The 16,534-nt window shown below is 50.6% G+C and carries 12 protein-coding genes; 10 read left to right on the top strand and 2 right to left on the bottom strand.

Annotation, left to right across the window (positions count from 1 at the left end):
- Nucleotides 1–50: 50 nt before the first annotated feature.
- The 7 genes from HUU10_14870 (at nucleotide 51) to ychF (ending at nucleotide 6,479) form a co-directional block, all read left to right on the top strand.
- Nucleotides 51–791 (top strand): pyridoxine 5'-phosphate synthase, encoded by a 741-nt coding sequence (locus tag HUU10_14870; GenBank protein NUQ82885.1) that lies wholly within the window; start codon nucleotides 51–53, stop codon nucleotides 789–791.
- Complete coding sequence (gene era, locus HUU10_14865) at nucleotides 788–1,702, top strand: GTPase Era (protein ID NUQ82884.1); 915 nt, start codon at nucleotides 788–790, stop codon at nucleotides 1,700–1,702. Before HUU10_14870 ends, era begins: the two co-directional genes overlap by 4 nt.
- 72 nt (nucleotides 1,703–1,774) lie before the next feature.
- Nucleotides 1,775–2,644 carry a carbon-nitrogen hydrolase gene (locus HUU10_14860; GenBank protein NUQ82883.1) on the top strand — a complete coding sequence of 290 codons (870 nt, stop codon included), beginning with the start codon at nucleotides 1,775–1,777 and terminating at the stop codon, nucleotides 2,642–2,644.
- Between the two features lie 110 nt (nucleotides 2,645–2,754).
- Complete coding sequence (locus HUU10_14855) at nucleotides 2,755–3,144, top strand: GxxExxY protein (protein NUQ82882.1); 390 nt, start codon at nucleotides 2,755–2,757, stop codon at nucleotides 3,142–3,144.
- Nucleotides 3,145–3,253: 109 nt separating this feature from the next.
- The gene (locus HUU10_14850; protein ID NUQ82881.1) at nucleotides 3,254–4,285 is read left to right on the top strand and encodes an agmatine deiminase family protein; all 1,032 of its coding nucleotides are present in this window, start codon (nucleotides 3,254–3,256) and stop codon (nucleotides 4,283–4,285) included.
- Between the two features lies 1 nt (nucleotide 4,286).
- Complete coding sequence (locus tag HUU10_14845) at nucleotides 4,287–4,928, top strand: TPM domain-containing protein (protein ID NUQ82880.1); 642 nt, start codon at nucleotides 4,287–4,289, stop codon at nucleotides 4,926–4,928.
- Nucleotides 4,929–5,384: 456 nt separating this feature from the next.
- Nucleotides 5,385–6,479: a redox-regulated ATPase YchF gene (gene ychF / locus HUU10_14840; protein NUQ82879.1), complete on the top strand. Its 1,095-nt coding sequence runs from the start codon at nucleotides 5,385–5,387 to the stop codon at nucleotides 6,477–6,479.
- Between the two features lie 265 nt (nucleotides 6,480–6,744).
- Here the strand turns inward: ychF and HUU10_14835 are convergent, their stop codons facing one another.
- A complete protein-coding gene (locus HUU10_14835; GenBank protein NUQ82878.1) occupies nucleotides 6,745–9,348 on the bottom strand; it encodes a DNA gyrase/topoisomerase IV subunit A in 2,604 nt (867 codons plus the stop codon).
- Entirely contained in the window at nucleotides 9,335–11,191 is a 1,857-nt protein-coding gene (locus tag HUU10_14830) for a type IIA DNA topoisomerase subunit B (GenBank protein NUQ82877.1), read from the bottom strand. Before HUU10_14830 ends, HUU10_14835 begins: the two co-directional genes overlap by 14 nt.
- A gap of 124 nt (nucleotides 11,192–11,315) precedes the next feature.
- Between HUU10_14830 and HUU10_14825 the strand changes: the two genes are divergently transcribed.
- The 3 genes from HUU10_14825 (at nucleotide 11,316) to lon (ending at nucleotide 15,728) form a co-directional block, all read left to right on the top strand.
- A complete protein-coding gene (locus tag HUU10_14825) occupies nucleotides 11,316–12,311 on the top strand; it encodes a helix-turn-helix domain-containing protein (protein NUQ82876.1) in 996 nt (331 codons plus the stop codon).
- Nucleotides 12,312–12,394: 83 nt separating this feature from the next.
- On the top strand, nucleotides 12,395–13,084 hold the full coding sequence (locus tag HUU10_14820; GenBank protein NUQ82875.1) for an NAD(P)-binding domain-containing protein: 690 nt from the start codon (nucleotides 12,395–12,397) through the stop codon (nucleotides 13,082–13,084).
- Between the two features lie 259 nt (nucleotides 13,085–13,343).
- Nucleotides 13,344–15,728, top strand: a complete 2,385-nt coding sequence (lon, locus tag HUU10_14815; protein ID NUQ82874.1) for an endopeptidase La — start codon at nucleotides 13,344–13,346, stop codon at nucleotides 15,726–15,728.
- Nucleotides 15,729–16,534: the final 806 nt, after the last annotated feature.

Genomic DNA, 16,534 nt, shown 5'->3' with positions numbered 1-16,534 from the left:
AAACCAATTGTTTGATTCCGCCCGCTTTTCTTCCGGATATTTGGGCCATGATGAAACGACTCTGTATCAACATCGACCACATTGCCACCCTTCGTGAAGCCCGCGCGGCCCTTGAACCCGATCCGGTTCACGCTGTTCCCATTCTGGAAAACGCGGGAGCCAGCGGGGTGGTGGTTCACCTGCGTGAGGACCGCCGCCACATCAACGACCGCGATCTGCGTCTGCTGCGCGAGGTAATCAAGACCAAACTGGATCTTGAAATGGCCGCCACTGCCGAAATGAAATCCATCGCGCTGGAAGTGCTGCCCGAACTGGTGACCCTCGTTCCCGAAAAACGAATGGAACTCACCACCGAGGGCGGATTGGACCTCCGGTTAACGCAGGCAGCCCTGAGTGAATACATTCCTCCGCTGCAGGATGCCGATATTGAAGTCAGTTTGTTTATTGACCCAGATCCTGAGCAGGTTGCTCTGGCGGCTGGTCTTGGGGCCGATTACATAGAAATTCATACCGGCGAATTTGCCAATGCCCGCACCCGCGAAGCCCGGGTTTACCAGATTGAACGGATCAGGGCGGCTGCCAAACAGGCGCACCAGCTCGGATTGAGGGTCAACGCGGGTCATGGACTCAATTATGACAACGTGGTCGATATGTTGGCCATTCATGAAATCGGTGAAATGAGCATTGGTCATTCCATTATCGCCCGTTCCGTTTTTGTCGGACTGGATCAGGCGGTTCGTGACATGGTTGCTCTGTTCCGCTTATTCCCCGCACCGGACGGATTGCATTGAGTACCCCTACCACCGGCTTCCGGACCGGCTATGTCGCACTGGCCGGACCGCCCAATGTGGGAAAATCCTCGCTGTTAAACCGGTTGGTGGGCGAGAAACTATCCATCGTCAGTCATAAACCCCAAACCACCCGTCACCGGGTAATGGGAATTGTCACCACCGGGCAGTTTCAGGCTATTTTTCAGGATACACCCGGTTATCTGGTCCCGGACTACCTGCTTCAGGAAAACATGATGGCCTTTGCCCGGCAGAGTCTGTCAGATGCCGATGTGGTTCTGCTCATGTTCGATGCCGCTGCCCCCCGCCTTCCCGATGTGATGTCGGTACTTGTGGCCGACCTGAACCGGCTTAATAAACCTGTTCTGGCGGTGCTGAACAAACTGGATACCTCTGATGCAAAGCGGATGGAACGGTTGTCTGAACTGATCCGGTCGGCCATTCCGGCTGTGCAGGCAGTCTTACCTGTCTCTGCCAGAACCGGTGAGGGTACCAGTCAGTTGATGGATGCATTGGCGCCTCTGCTACCCGAGCATCCGCCCTTGTATCCGCCCGATGATCTGTCCACCCATCAGATGCGGTTTTTTGCGGAAGAAATGATCCGCGAGAAAATCTTCCTTCAGTTTGAAAAGGAAATCCCGTATTCCAGTGCAGTTCTGGTAAACGCGTACACAGAGCGGGAAGATGGGGTTGATGAAATTTCGGCCGAGATCATTGTGGAACGGGACTCACAAAAGGTGATTCTGATTGGCAGAAAGGGTGAGGCCATCCGGAATCTCGGAATGGCCGCCCGCCGCGATATTGAACAGCTCACCGGCCGGAAGGTTTTCCTTCAGCTTTTTGTGAAAGTGAGAAAAGACTGGCGGAAAAACCGGACCTTTCTGAAAAGCTACGGATACGATCCCACCAGTTGATCCAGGGCATCCGGTTTCGTTTCCATCCGGATTTCCTCTACCTTTGCACGCCAAAAATTCAGGAAAAACAACATGAAAAACAGGCAGATGGCCGTCGGGCTGATCCAGATGTCCTGTTCGGCCGATCCGGCTGACAACATGAACCGGACGGTTGAAAAAATACGATTGGCTGCCGGAAAAGGCGCACAGGTCATTGTGCTGCAGGAATTGTTCCGGTCCTTGTATTTCTGTGACACTGAGGACTATGAAAACTTCAAATTGGCCGAACCGATTCCGGGTCCCTCTACCGAATTACTTGGCAGGCTGGCAGGTGAGCTCGGTGTGGTGATCGTGGCCTCGCTTTTCGAAAAGCGGGCGGAAGGCTTGTATCATAACACCACGGCGGTTCTCGATGCCGATGGGTCTTACCAGGGCAAATACCGGAAAATGCACATTCCGGATGATCCGGGTTATTTCGAGAAATTTTATTTCACCCCCGGTGATCTGGGATTCAAGGTTTTCGATACCCGTTTTGGGCGGATTGGCGTGCTGATCTGCTGGGATCAGTGGTATCCTGAAGCGGCCCGGATTACCGCCATGATGGGTGCAGATGTTCTGGTGTATCCCACTGCCATCGGCTGGGCACTCAGTCAGGATGCAGCCACCAATGACGAACAGTACAACGCGTGGCAAACCATTCAGCGTGCGCATGCCGTTGCCAACGGACTCCCCGTTATTTCGGTGAACCGCGTAGGCGTCGAAGGCCAGATGAAATTCTGGGGCGGGTCTTTTGTTGCCAATCCGTTCGGCCGGCTGCTGTTTAAAGCCTCCCATGATGAAGAAGTCATCCATGTGGAATCACTCGACCTTACCCGTTCTGATTCTTACCGGACGCATTGGCCTTTTCTCCGTGACCGCCGGATTGATGCTTACGATCCGATCCTCCGGCGTTTCATCGATTGAATGATGGAATAATATGGACGCTAAGGCGCAAAGGCGCAAAGAATACCATGTGTAATATGGACGTAAGGCGCTTAGAATACAGATAGAATAAGTTTAAAAGAGAAATTAAATTGAAATCTGCGGAGGAGTTAAATGTAATCAGTAAATTAATTGTTGATTCATTTTACTCAGTCCATGCTGAACTGGGCCCCGGATTACTGGAATCAGTCTATGAGGTTTGCCTGATTCAGGAATTAAAAATCAGAAAACTGAATACGCTTAGCCAGGTAAGTTTGCCAGTCATATACAAAGGTCAGAAATTGGACAAGCACTATATTGTGGATTTGCTTGTTGAAGATGAAATCATTATTGAAATCAAATCAGTCGATCTGGTGCTGCCGGTATTTAAATCACAATTGCTTTCTTATATGCGTCTTTCTGGAAAGCGGTTGGGGTTTCTGGTGAATTTTAATGTTCCGGTCATTAAATCCGGAATTCAACGAGTAGTAAACAATTTTTAAAAAGTCCAGTGTATTTAGATCTATATGAAAAAATCTTAGCGCCTTTTCGTCCAAATAATGAAGTAAAAACTCTTTGCGTCTTAGCGCCTTTGCGTACATATTAAAACCCATGAAAAAACTCAATTACCGGTTTCCCGCTGAATGGGAACCACACAAAGCCACCTGGCTCTCATGGCCACACAAGGAAGCCTCCTGGCCGGGCAAACTCGAGTCGGTTTACCCCGTCTATTCGCAATTCATCCGGGAGATGGCCCGCGGTGAGGAAGTTCATATTAACATCAATGATGAATCCATGGAACAATCGGCCCGTCACTGGCTGGAAACGACCGGCGGCTTGCCATCCAACGTATTCTTTCATCGCTTTCCCACCAATGATGCCTGGTGTCGCGATCACGGTCCGGCCTTTTTGATCAATCCGCAGGAATCCCAAAAAAAGGTCATTGTGGATTGGGGATACAATGCCTGGGGAGGAAAATACCCGCCCTTCGACCTGGATGATGTGGTCCCGACGCGGATAGCGGAATATTATGGTATTCCGGTTTATCACCCGGGCATCGTCATGGAAGGGGGGTCGGTGGATTTCAACGGACGCGGAACCTTGCTTACCACCACGGCCTGTCTGCTGAATGAGAACCGGAATCCGCACCTGACACAGGCGCAGATCGAGGAATTTCTGGTTTCATACTATGGAGTCGATCACATTCTCTGGCTGGGTGATGGAATTGTGGGGGATGATACCGACGGACATATTGATGATATCACCAGGTTTGTGAATCCGACCACTGTGGTCACCGTGGTAGAAAAGAAAAAGTCCGACGAGAATTACGACATCCTTCAGGAAAACCTGAAAATGCTGAAAACCATGCGGCTGGAATCGGGCAAACAGATGGATATCGTGGAAATTCCCATGCCGGCTCCTGTTATCTATGAAGATCAGCGGCTGCCGGCTTCCTATGCCAATTTTTACATTGCAAACTCGGGCGTCATGGTTCCCACCTATCGGTGTAAACAGGATGACGAAGCCATTGCCATTCTCGAATCGGTATTTAAAGACCGCCCAGTGATCGGATTGGATTCCACCGATATCATCTGGGGTCTGGGAAGTTTTCATTGTCTGAGTCAGCAGGAGCCGGAGGTATAGAATGTCACTTTTTTCCCAACAGGATCTTCATGACATCGAGGCGGCGGTTCAGGCGGCCGAAAAAAAATCGTCGGGTGAAATTGTCCCGTATTTCGTCGATGCCTCTGCCGACTATCCCGAGGTATTCTGGAAGTTGCTCACTTATCTGAACTCCACCTGGACGGTGGCCGCCCTGGCCTGGTTCGAATACGGAAATTACTGGTACGATCTGGGTATTCTCGAAGTCATTCTGATCGGACTGACCATTGGTGTGCTATCCACCTTGTTACTGGTTAGAATTCCCTTCGTTATCCGGTTGCTTGCCGATCGCGATTCAGTAGACCGGGCGGTGACTTCACGGGCGGCCGAGGCTTTTCTTTCGGAAGAGGTTTTTAGAACCCGTGACCGGTCGGGCATTCTCATTTTTATTTCAGAACTGGAACACCGTGTGCTCATTGTCGGTGATTCCGGAATCAATGCCAAGGTAAAGGCGGGAACGTGGGATTCACTGGTTACCGACCTGATTGCATCGATCCGGCAGAAAAAAGCCGCGGCTGGATTAATTGCGGCTATTGATCAGTGTGGCACTGTTCTGAAAGAGGCAGGTGTCACCCGGCGTGATGATGACACCGATGAACTCGGAAATACGCTTAGGAAAGGGTGACACAAAAGACAGAATTCAGAATTCAGAATTCAGAATGACTCCCTCTCCGCCGGATAGGGAAGGGGAGAGGGTCTATTGGCCGGTTTTGAAGGAAAATCCGGGCACATTACCTCAGTTTTCATTTCGGCGCTGTGAGTCCGGCACTGACGGCAAGGCCGGATTCTCGTATTCAGGTAATTTATTTAACTGGCTCTCTGGAAATACAGAGATCCCGATTTTCCTCGGGATGACAAAGTGTGCGTGGTTTTTCCAATCACCCAACACTTATTTCTGTTTTCTTTTAACTTTTATCAGAAAAAACCCTTGGCCCTTCGACCGGTCATTGAGCCTGAAGTTTATCCCGATGAAGTCGGGGAAATGCAGGGTCCGGGTTTTTTGGATTTCCGTTCACAGATTTATGTTCAATTGTAATTGTGTTTTCTTTTAACTTTTAACCCGTAACTCTTAACTAAAAAAATGGCTTTAAAAATCGGAATCGTCGGACTTCCCAATGTGGGAAAATCTACCTTGTTTAATGCAATCACAGCAGCCGGTGCGCAGGCTGCCAATTTCCCATTCTGTACCATCGAACCGAATACCGGTGTGGTCGATGTTCCCGATGACCGTTTGTGGCGTCTGAAGGAAATCACCGGAACCCATACGGTTATTCCTGCTGCAGTGGAATTTGTTGATATCGCCGGACTGGTAAAGGGCGCATCAAAAGGGGAAGGACTTGGCAATCAGTTTCTGTCTAACATCCGGGAATGTGATGCCATTCTGCATGTCGTCCGTTGCTTTGATGATGAAAACGTGGTGCATGTCGATGGATCGGTGAATCCGAAACGCGACATTGAGGTCATCGAGTTGGAACTGATTTTCAAGGACATGGAAACGCTGGAAAAGAAAATTCAGCGCGTCAGTAAAGGCATGAAATCGGGAGATAAAAAGGCGAAAGAGGATACTGATCTTCTTATGGCCTTAAATGAGCATCTGACTCAGGGAAAACCCGTCCGGACGTTCCCGGCCACACCCGAGCAGAAGGAAGTTTTTTCAGACTGCTTTTTCCTGACGGATAAGCGTGTGCTTTACGTGGCCAACGTGGCCGAAAAGGACATCCTGACCGGCAATCACTATGTGAAGGAAGTTCAGGCCATTGCAGATGAAGAGGGTGCACGGTTGGTGATTATTTCTGCAGCCATCGAAGCCGAGATTGCTGAATTACCGATTGCAGAACGTCATGATTTCCTGGCAGGTCTCGGGTTATCCCGCTCTGGCCTCGATCAGATCATCACCATCGGATTCGATATGCTGGGTCTCATGACCTATTTCACTGCGGGCGTGAAGGAAGTCCGTGCGTGGACGATTCATAAAGGAGACAAGGCCCCTCAGGCAGCCGGTGTGATTCACACCGATTTTGAAAAAGGATTTATCCGGGCCGAGGTGATGAAATATGAGGATCTTACCCGCCTCGGATCGGAACAGGCCGTGAAGGAAGCTGGCTTGCTCCGCGTGGAAGGAAAAGACTACGTGGTTCAGGATGGTGACGTGATGCATTTCAGATTTAATGTTTAAAATGCAGGGAGCGGAATTCCGGATTTCTCCCTCTCTGCCGGAGAGGGAGAACCTTTTGACGGCTTTGGTTTTTCTAATAACCAGTCACTGGTATTTTCTCGTCACTCGTCACGCGTGACCCGTCACCGGAAAAACCCGACCATCTCGATATCCGTCAGAGCCGGACTTTCAGAACCTCATCCTTGTGGCTTCGAGCGCCTCAGCCACCGGATTCGGCACTCGGGGTCCGGGTTTTTCCAATCCCCAATCCCCAATCACCACTCTCTTATTTTCCGAATAAACCAATTTGCGGATCGGCTTCCGGTTCGTCCGATTCTTCTCCTGATTCGGGGGTGGTGGTAACCGGCTCATCGAGTTCATGAACGTCATCCATGGCTGTGAGTAATTTCACCGATTTAACCGGGAAAGTGGTCAGACGGTTACCCAATGCCTTCCAGCCTTTCAGATCCATGAATTCGGAAAGATTTACTGTCTCGGTGACCGTTTCTTTGGTTTTGCCTTTGGCATATTCCACTTCAATGACCGGTTCCTGAACCAGCGAAACGGTGATGAGTTTCGACTTCTTATGGTCGCCGATGAATCCGAATCGTTTATCAAGCGTTTGTGTTTCGATGATAAACCGTTTAACGAAGTAATTTTCCTGTTCACCTTCGAAATACACGGCGTTAATTACCAGTTCCGGGTGATATTTCCTGATTAAAAGCACCTGATCGGGTTCATACCGGTTTGTCAGTTCATGACTGGTCTGTTCATAACTGCCATCCTTGTAAATCACCAGGATGGTGTCGTTGGTATTGAATGCCCCGACATACTGTCCACGCCCTTCGACGTTCAGCCTGCCGACCACTGCATCATAGAAAATTTTACGTGCGCCGAAACTGCTCGGTCCGACCGATTTGCGGGTGAGTTTTTTTACCGGCCAGCGGGTGAGAATATTTCCCATGGACTGACGGCCTTTGATGGCCAGTTCACCGAAATCGAAATCGAAGGTTTTAATCTTTGCATTGCAATTGGGCGACAGATTAATGGTGACCACTTCAGATTCGCCATTGGGGTTGCTGGTCAGATATAAGATCCGCGAACCCTTTCCGCCTTTGGTCAGGTCGTAGTCCTTGTCGCGGGTAATGGCAGTGACGGCAAACCGTTTGGCATAGGAAATTCCAGTCGGACCGTCTGCATACACCACATTGTAAATGCGGCGTTCATCGTTCTTTTTCCAGACATCCACATGAATGATGTCCTTGCCGATGAATTTTTTCTCTTCAATCCGGGTCACCATCATGCTGCCGCTTTTCAGAAAAACGATGATGTCATCAATATCGGAACAGTCGCAGATGTACTCATCCTTTTTCAGTCCGTAACCGATAAATCCATCGGCCCGGTTGACGTACAATTTCTGATTGGCAATGACCACCGACCGGGCTGCAATGGTGTCGAACGTACGGATTTCCGTTTTCCGTTCGCGGCCGGTTCCGTATTTTTTCAGAATTCCTTTGAAATAGTCGATGGTGTATTCGACCAGATGAGCCAGGTGGTGATTCACCTGTTTTATATCGGCATCGAGTTGTTTCAATTCCTCGTCTGCCTTAAAGGAATCATATTTGGAAATCCGTTTGATCTTGATTTCTGTCAGGCGGGTGATATCGTCACGGGTCACCTCGCGTTTCAGTTTTTTCTTGAACGGATCGAGGCCTTTATCGATGGTATCGAGTACCGATTCCCATGTTTCGCATTCTTCAATATCGCGGTAAATGCGGTTCTCGATAAAGATTTTTTCGAGCGAGGAAAAATGCCATTGTTCCATGAGGGCATTTCGTTTTTCTTCCAGCTCGGCTTTAAGCAGTTGAACGGTGTGTTCGGTGTTGTAATGCAGAATATCGGTCACACCGAGGAAAACCGGTTTTTCTTCGATGATGACACAGGCGTTGGGTGATTCTGAAATTTCGCAATCGGTAAACGCGTACAACGCATCCACGGTCACATCGGGCGAGACACCGGGGGCCAGTTCCACCACAATTTCAATGTCTTTGGCGGTGTTATCAATCACCCGTTTGATTTTGATTTTGCCTTTGTCATTCGCCTTCAGAATGGATTCAATCAGGCTGGTGGTGGTGACCCCGTAAGGAATTTCACGGATCACCAGCGTTTTCTTATCCTGCTCCTCAATTTTTGCGCGGATTCTGACCTTGCCACCCTTCTTTCCATCGTTGTAGGCCGACACGTCAATCATTCCACCCGTCTGGAAGTCGGGGAAAATAACCGGTTCCTTGCCTTCGAGAATGTGAATGCTGGCATTGATCAGTTCGCAGAAATTGTGCGGCAGAATTTTGGTGGAAAGACCAACTGCAATTCCTTCAACACCCTGAGCCAGCAGCAGCGGAAATTTAACAGGAAACGCAACCGGTTCACGCCGGCGGCCATCATAGCTGAGTTGCCAGTCGGTGGTTTTTTCGTGGAACAGGACTTCCAGTGCAAATTTGGAAAGACGTGCCTCGATGTAACGGGCAGCAGCCGCCGAATCGCCGGTTCGCGGATCGCCCCAGTTTCCCTGTGTATCGATCAGTAAATCCTTCTGCCCCAGATTAACCAGAGCAGCTGTGATGGACTGATCGCCGTGGGGGTGAAACATCATGGTCTGGCCGATGATGTTGGCGACTTTATGATAGCGGCCATCTTCCATTTCACGCATGGCATGCAGAATCCGCCGCTGAACCGGTTTCAGTCCATCGGTGATGGCAGGGACTGCGCGGTCCAGGATCACATAACTGGCGTAATCGAGCCACCAGCTATCGAACATGCCACGTACACTGTTCACATGACCCGGTTCATGCAAACCGGGTGTGGTTCCATTCGACTCAGACGAGCTCATGTTCAGCCAGATCCTTTTCTACGCGAAGATTGTCAATGATGTAATTGCGCCTCTCGGGCGTGTTGGTTCCCATGTAAAATTCGAGAAGATTTTTAATGGTGGTTTCCTTCGAAAGAACCACCGGCTGCAGGCGGATGTTTTCACCAATAAATCCGGCAAATTCATCGGGTGAAATTTCTCCCAATCCTTTAAACCGTGTGATTTCCACACCTTTTCCCAGCGCCGCCATCGCCTTCTGCTTTTCTTCTTCATTGTAACAGTAGCGGGTCTCCTTTTTCGTCCGGACGCGGAAAAGAGGCGTTTCGAGAATGTACAGATGTCCGTTCCGAACCAGATCGGGAAAGAACTGAAGGAAAAACGTCAGCAGGATCATGCGGATGTGCTTGCCATCCTCATCGGCATCGGTGGCCAGAACGACCTGATTGTACCGCAGATATTCAATGCCATCCTCGATATTCAGCGCATGCTGCAACAGGTTCAGTTCTTCATTTTCATAGACATATTTTTTCGTCATGCCGAAACAGTTCATCGGTTTACCGCGCAGACTGAAAACGGCTTGTGTTTCCACGTTCCGCGATTTGGTGATGGATCCGCTGGCCGAATCTCCCTCGGTGATGAAAATGGTGGAATTGTATTTCCGCTCGTCCTTGCCTTCGTTCAGGTGGAACCGGCAATCGCGCAGATTTTTATTATGCAGGTTGGCCTTTTTTGCCCGTTCATTGGCCAGTTTTTTGATCCCGGCAATTTCCTTCCGTTCCTTTTCGGATTGAACAATGCGGTCGAGCAGCGCCTGGGCAACATCTGAATGCCGGTGCAGGTAATCGTCGAGTGCTTTTTTGAGGAAATCGGTGATGTAACCCCGGATGGTCGGACCGTCGGGATACAGATTGGAGGAGCCGAGTTTGGTTTTGGTCTGAGATTCGAACACGGGTTCCTGAACCCGGATGCTGATGGCAGCCGAAATGGAGGCACGGATGTCGGAGGGATCAAATTCCTTCTTATAAAATTCGCGGATGGTTTTAACCACTGCTTCCCGGAAGGCGGCCAGATGGGTTCCTCCCTGGGTGGTAAACTGACCGTTGACGAAAGAGTAATACTCCTCGCCATACTGATTGCCATGCGTCATGGCCACTTCAATGTCTTCGCCCCGCAGGTGAATAATCGGGTAGCGGATGGTTTCCTGGTTCACTTTCCGGCCCAGCAGATCGAGCAACCCATTCTGCGAGACAATTTTCTGTCCGTTAAACAGAATGGTCAGTCCGGCGTTCAGGAACGCATAATTCCAGAGCATTTCCTCGAGAAATTCGGCGCGGAAAAGGAAGTTTTTAAATATGGTGCCATCCGGGGTGAAGTGGACGAGGGTTCCGTTCCGCTCATCCGATGCCGCTTCACGGTGATCTTTGCGGATGACTCCCTGATCGAACTCGGCCACTTTCGTCCGTCCGTCGCGGACCGACTGAACAAGAAACGCCGAGCTGAGTGCATTCACTGCCTTGGTTCCCACACCATTCAGACCGACCGATTTTTTAAACGCCTGTGAATCGTACTTACCGCCCGTGTTAATCCGGCTGACGCAGTCGATGACCTTTCCCAGCGGAATGCCCCGGCCAAAGTCCCGGATTCTGACTGAGGTATCGGTTACCTTCACTTCGATGGTTTTTCCGAAACCCATGACGTGTTCATCGATGGCATTGTCCATGATTTCTTTAAACAGGACGTAAATGCCATCATCGGGGGCCGACCCATCGCCGAGTTTGCCAATGTACATGCCGGGACGAAGGCGGATATGCTCCCGCCAATCCAGCGATTTTATGCTGTCTTCCGTGTAAGCTGCAGCGCTCATGTAAATCCTTCCAGATACCGGTGTGTTGGGTGGTCTGTGAGTGGGGGAAGGGGACCAGACCCGTTACCAGTTACGATTGATGGACCGAATATACTAAAAAATACAGAAATTAAATACAGTAGTTTTGGCCGGTAAGCGGGTTGATTTGCGTGCCGTCACCCGGATGCTTGTTGCATTTTCGGGGAAAACACGGCACCTTTTCGGAATGAAACCCGACCGGTCCCACGACGAGCAGATTCCGTTCTTTCAGGAGATAAATGATTTCCTGGCCGCCATCCCTTCCCCCTACCGGACGGCGGATCCGCTGGTGTACTGTCTGCGGGTGCGTCCGGATGACACCGGTATGAACAATTACATGGCCCCTTTCCGCAAGGGATTTTACTTCATGGGCCTGGTTACCAATGCCGGTTCCACCCGGATCACGTATGATTCCACCGATGTTACCCGGCTGGATTCCTTTCTGGTTTTTCAGGCGCCGGGTCATATTTACAGTTTTTACCGGGATTCCTCGGCCGAGGGATTTCTGATCTATTTCAAACGGGAGCTGTTTTCTTTTTATAAACCTGACCTGGATGAGGAGTTTCCCTTTTTTGACATCCGTCATACCAATTTTTTCCGGATCAGTCAGGCACGTTACCAGGAACTCAGGCCCTGGTTCGAGTTGGTTTTCAGTCAGACAGATCACCCCTCCACTCAGACGCAGATGAAAACGGCCCTTGCCATTCTGCTGTCCCTGGTTCAGTTAAAGGAAGCCGTCAAAGCCATGTCAGATTGGGAACAGGGCTTTTCGACCCCGCAACGGCTGCTGCTGCAGAAGTACATCCGGCTGGTGGATCATTATTACCTCGAAAAGCGGACGGTTGAAGAGTATGCCAGTCTGCTGGCGGTCACGCCCAATCATCTGTCACAGGCGGTGAAGGATGCCTCGGGTAAAAGAGCCCTGTCGGTCATTGCCGAACGGGTGCTTAAGGAAGCACAATCCCTTATCCGGTTTACTCCGTATGACATGGCTGAAATTGCCTGGAGGCTGAACTTTTCCGATCCGGCTCATTTTGGCAAGTTTTTCAAGAAACATACCGGACTCACTCCGCTGGAATATCGCAGCCAGTTTAAGAAATGACCAGTTAAACCCACTTTTGTCCTATCAGAGGCAACGGGAATTGCCGGACCTTTGTATCAGACACAAAACAAAGGAGCAAGTCTATGAACATCGCCATTTTCGGAACCGGAACGGTTGGTCAAACCTTCGCCACCCGCCTGAAATCACTGGGTCACTCCGTCATGATCGGAACAAGATCGGTCAGTGAAACCCTGGCCCGTCAGGAAAAGGATGGATATGGAAATCCGCCTTTCTCGGTCTGGATTCAATCCAACAAAGAGGTGAAAGTCGGAACGTTTGCCGAGGCAGCGGCCTTCGGTGAACTGATTATCAATGCCACCTTGGGAGCCGTGTCGGTGCAGGCGTTGCAGTCTGCCGGTCCGGCTATTGAGGGCAAGGTGATTATGGATGTCTCCAATCCGCTCGATTTCAGCAAGGGGATGCCCCCTTCTCTGGTTCCTGCCCTGTCGAACACCTGGTCACTGGGTGAAGAGTTGCAGAAGACCTTTCCGAAAAGTCACGTTGTCAAAACCCTGAACACCATGTGGTGTGGTCTGATGGTCAATCCGGCCATGATCGGGGGTGGCAATCACACCAATTTTATTTGTGGCAATTCGGCAGAAGCCAAGGAAACGGTGAAAAAACTCCTTGCAGAATTCGGATGGTCATCTGCCTCGATCCTCGATCTGGGTGATATCTCTTCTTCCCGGGGAACCGAGGCCATTCTGCCGGTTTGGCTGCGTATCTGGATGGCCACTCAAAACGGTGCTTTTAACCTGAAAGTGGTTTCCTGAGAGACCGATTGCTGGTCTGATCGGATTGTGAAACCGGGGCTTTGTAAAAGGTCCCGGTTTTCTCATTTTAAGCGGAAAGGGAGTTGGTAAGGGCCCTCTGGCCGGACCGAAACGCTATCCTGTCCTTTTGTCACACGATCTGCCGAAAGCGGTCGGAAAATTTTTGGTAAGGATTTTGCTGAGATTGGCGCCACCGGCTCAGACCAGTGGGGAAAGTCCCTTCCGGCCCGGTCCGGCAACCTGAATAAAGGAACACTGCATGGAAGATCAGCACAATCCGTCCTCACGGTCCCTGCCGATTCTGCCGCTGCGCAACACGGTGATTTTTCCGGGAGTGATTATTCCCATCACCATCGGCCGCAGCAAGTCTCAGCGACTCATCGAAGACATACTTAAAAAAGACAAGACACTGGGAGTCGTCGCCCAGAAAGATGCAAAAATCGAAGAACCCGACACCAATGACCTGTACCGGGTCGGCACCGTGGTTCATGTGATGAAATTGTTAAAACTGCCCGATGGCTCCCAGTCGGTGGTCATTCAGGGACATGACCGTTTTCAGATTCAGAATTACACCGATACCGAGCCTTTCTTCCGGGCGGATGTGAACCTGCTCGAAGAAGAAATGGTGCCGGTGGCTGAGGCCGATGCGCTGATTCTGACCCTGAAAAACCTGGCCAATCAACTGGTAGATCTGAATCCGAATATTCCCAATGAAGTAAAGATTGCCATTGAGAACATCGATTCTCTGAAACCGCTGTTGTACTTCATTGCATCGAATCTGCCAGCCACCCAGAATCTGAAACAGGAATTGCTCGAAACCGGAAAGGTTCGCGATCTGGCCGAGAAAATCATGGTTCAGATTCAGCTTGAACTTTCCACACTGGAACTCAGCTCTGAAATTCACCAGAAGGTGAAAACAGACATGGAGAAAACCCAGCGTGAATTTTATCTGCGTCAGCAATTAAAGGCCATTCAGCAGGAACTGGGAGAGGGTGACAATGCCGATGCTGATATTGATGAATTGAAACGTCGTGCCCGCGAGAAAAAATGGCCGGCTGAAATACAGGAAGTGTTCGATCACGAAATCAGGAAACTGGCCCGGCAGAATCCGGCTGCAGCCGATTACGGCGTGACCCGCAATTACATAGATTGGTTGCTTGATCTGCCCTGGGATGATTATACCGCCGATGTGCTCGACCTGAAAAAGGCCGAAAAAATTCTGAATGATGATCATTACGATCTGGAAAAAGTAAAGAAGCGGATTCTGGAATATCTGGCGGTCCTGAAACTGAAGAAGGACATGAAGGGTCCGATTTTGTGCTTCTATGGACCTCCCGGCGTGGGAAAAACCTCCCTCGGCCAGTCGATTGCCCGTGCTTTGGGCCGGCATTTTGTTCGGATATCACTCGGTGGAGTACGTGATGAAGCCGAGATTCGCGGTCACCGCCGGACCTATGTGGGTGCCCTTCCGGGCCGGATTATTCAGGGCATGAAAAAGGCAAAATCCTCCAATCCCGTGTTTATGCTCGATGAAGTGGATAAACTGGGAATGGATTTCCGGGGTGATCCCTCGTCGGCGTTGCTCGAGGTGCTCGATCCGGAACAGAATCACTCCTTCAGTGATCACTATCTTGAAGTGCCATATGACCTGAGCAAAGTGATTTTTATTGCGACGGCCAATTCACTCGATACCATTCCCGGACCGTTGCGCGACCGGATGGAAATTATTGAACTCTCAAGCTACACCGAGCCCGACAAATTGCAGATCGCCCGTCAGTACCTCATCCCGCGTCAGGTGAAGGAACATGGATTGAAGGAGGGCGATGTAACCATCGGCGATGATACCCTGCGGAAACTGATCGAGTCATATACCCGTGAAGCAGGCGTTCGCAGTCTGGAACGGCAGATCGGAGCCGTTTGCCGGCATGTGGCCAAGGACAAGGCCACCGGAAAGCGGTCGAAGAAAGACATCCGTCCCGACCATCTGGAATCGATTCTCGGACCCGAAAAGTTTTTCAGCGATGTGGCCGAGCAAACCACCATGCCGGGCGTTGCCACCGGAATGGCCTGGACACCGGTTGGTGGTGACATCCTTTTTATCGAAGCCAATGTCATGGCCGGATCGGGTAAACTCACACTGACCGGACAGTTAGGCGATGTGATGAAGGAATCGGTACAGGCTGCCATGACGTTTGTGAAAGCCCATGCAGCCGACCTGAATCTGAATCCCCGGTTTTTCACCGAACTGGATCTGCATATTCACGTGCCGGCGGGTGCCATTCCGAAAGACGGACCTTCGGCTGGTGTGGCCATGCTGAGTGCCATTACGTCCATTTTCACTCAGCGGAAAATACGGTCCGGATTAAGTATGACGGGTGAAATCACCTTGCGCGGACTGGTGTTACCGGTGGGCGGAATCAAGGAAAAGGTGCTCGCAGCCAAGCGGGCCGGGATCACCGAAATCATCCTTCCCGAACGGAATAGGAAGGATGTGAAGGATCTGTCGAAAGAGGCGCTTTCCGGACTGAAGATCCACTTCGTGAAAAAGATGATGGATGTTCTCGATCTGGCGCTGGAGAAGAAGCCGGTGAGGAACCCTGAAAGCCTTCTGCGGTCCGTTCCTGCGGAATCCACCCATTCCTGATGGATGAGCGATTACTCAGGCAGATTTGCAGTCTGGTCACCTTCGCGAACGGATTTTGACAGGAAGGGCTGCACGGCCTGCCTGTTTATACGGTTTCTTGTAAGTGGGTGAGACTTCCCCATACCGAAAGTCCGGCTTCTGGCCGGACTTTCGCGTTTTAGGACGTGGTTACGGAACCACAGTGACGATGGTTGGGCAGGTGCTGAATGTGGTGGCACTTCAGGGTTGATACGGTTTTGGGGTCCAGGAAAAAACATACCCACCCGCAAATCAAAAAGCATTGTATTTGTTTTTCTGTCTTTTCCGACATCGGCCGCCCGGCGCACTCGTGAGCGTAGATCCAGGGACTCCGGGAGGAGTCCAACCATGAGTAGCCCCGGGTGTCTCCGTCGTTTGCCGGATTTACAAAACCCGGGGTAAAGGAAGTATAAAGAATTTAGCGGTATTGCGACCCTGACGGGGTCGAACTAAGTTAGAATTTTGTTGTTTGTTTTATAGTGACTTTTTGAAAAAGTCACCAAAAATTGTTGGCATCGAAACGCACGATCGCCCCCATCCCGCTTACCAGATATTTTGATGCGCAGGGCGTTGAGATGACAGAAAGCCCTTCTTGATTCACAAAATATCTGAAAGCTGCGATCCTTGCCGCCCACACCGCTCGCCGATGCCAACTTTCCTCCCGCGAATAAAAAAGTATTGTGTTTTAATTTGCCGACATCGGCCAGCCGACGACGTGAGAAACGGAAGGCCGTCAGAAACGATTGCTGTCTGAGTCCCGATTCATCGGGACGAGTTCAATCGTTTTA

This window comes from Bacteroidota bacterium (assembly GCA_013360915.1).
GTDB lineage: Bacteria > Bacteroidota > JABWAT01 > JABWAT01 > JABWAT01 > JABWAT01.
Note: the sequence above shows the minus strand (reverse complement) of the source record. Positions and strands in the feature narration are given on the sequence as shown.

Coding starts and splice junctions, on each gene's coding strand:
- ychF (NUQ82879.1), top strand. CDS start 5,385: ATGGCTTTAAAAATCGGAATCGTCGGACTTCCCAATGTGGGAAAATCT.
- HUU10_14820 (NUQ82875.1), top strand. CDS start 12,395: ATGAACATCGCCATTTTCGGAACCGGAACGGTTGGTCAAACCTTCGCC.
- HUU10_14830 (NUQ82877.1), bottom strand. CDS start 11,191: ATGAGCGCTGCAGCTTACACGGAAGACAGCATAAAATCGCTGGATTGG.
- lon (NUQ82874.1), top strand. CDS start 13,344: ATGGAAGATCAGCACAATCCGTCCTCACGGTCCCTGCCGATTCTGCCG.
- HUU10_14850 (NUQ82881.1), top strand. CDS start 3,254: ATGAAAAAACTCAATTACCGGTTTCCCGCTGAATGGGAACCACACAAA.
- HUU10_14860 (NUQ82883.1), top strand. CDS start 1,775: ATGAAAAACAGGCAGATGGCCGTCGGGCTGATCCAGATGTCCTGTTCG.
- HUU10_14870 (NUQ82885.1), top strand. CDS start 51: ATGAAACGACTCTGTATCAACATCGACCACATTGCCACCCTTCGTGAA.
- HUU10_14835 (NUQ82878.1), bottom strand. CDS start 9,348: ATGAGCTCGTCTGAGTCGAATGGAACCACACCCGGTTTGCATGAACCG.
- HUU10_14845 (NUQ82880.1), top strand. CDS start 4,287: ATGTCACTTTTTTCCCAACAGGATCTTCATGACATCGAGGCGGCGGTT.